Annotated in this window: 1 protein-coding gene and 1 pseudogene; both read right to left on the minus strand. The window is 40.7% G+C overall.

Features of this window, described 5'->3' with window-relative positions:
• Window positions 1-71: 71 nt before the first annotated feature.
• Window positions 72-626, minus strand: coding sequence for a UvrB/UvrC motif-containing protein (locus ACWHAR_RS25715; RefSeq protein WP_003178271.1), 555 nt, complete (start codon window positions 624-626; stop codon window positions 72-74).
• 14 nt (window positions 627-640) lie between these two features.
• Window positions 641-805 (minus strand): annotated as a pseudogene (locus ACWHAR_RS25720) (CtsR family transcriptional regulator); the annotation flags it as partial.

Below are 805 nucleotides of genomic sequence, written 5' to 3' on the forward strand. Positions count from 1 at the left end.
GATGTCACTCTCAGGGCCTTCTTGCCGCATCCAATTGCTTAAAGCATTCTGAATAAAATGCTGCAGTGACATCAGTCCTCCTCCTCCTTGTTTGCATTCAGGTTTTGTTCAAGCGATCTGATCTGATCTCTGATGTTGGCTGCTTTTTCAAATTCCTCCTGCTGAATTAATTCTTTCAGCTCTTTTTTTAATGCTTCAATTTGTCTTCTTACATGCAGATTACCGCCGATCCGCTTTGGTATTTTACCCGCGTGGACCGTGTTCCCGCTGTGAACTTTTCTTAAAACCGGAGTGATATAGGAGTGGAAGGTTTTATAACATTCCGAACATCCAAACCGGCCGGTTTTTCGAAATTCCGGGAACGTCATATTGCATTTTTTGCATCGCAAAACCTGATCCGGCTGTTGAAAAAGCTGCGCCTCGCTGCTGTTTGTAAAAGACGAGTCAAAATTAAGCAGTCCGGATAATAAATTATGGATGGAAAATCCGCCACTTTCATTCATAGAATATGACTCGCTGTTCTCTTTCGCACATTGTTCACAGATGTGCATTTCTTTTTTTTCACCATTAATAACTTTCGTAAAGTGAAAAGTTGCCGGTCTTTCTTTACACTCTTGACATATCACGCTTCTCACCCGCTTTACTTAAATTTAAGTGACGTAAGCATGGCTTTCATCATTCTTGCTCTTAATTCGTCTCGTTCAGGCAAATCAATATATAAAACAGAACGGTCCATGACACTCACCATCAATTTCGCTTCGCTTTCTGTAATGACACCATTTTCTAACAGCCTTAAAATGATGTC

Source organism: Bacillus sp. LR--39 (assembly GCF_053613335.1).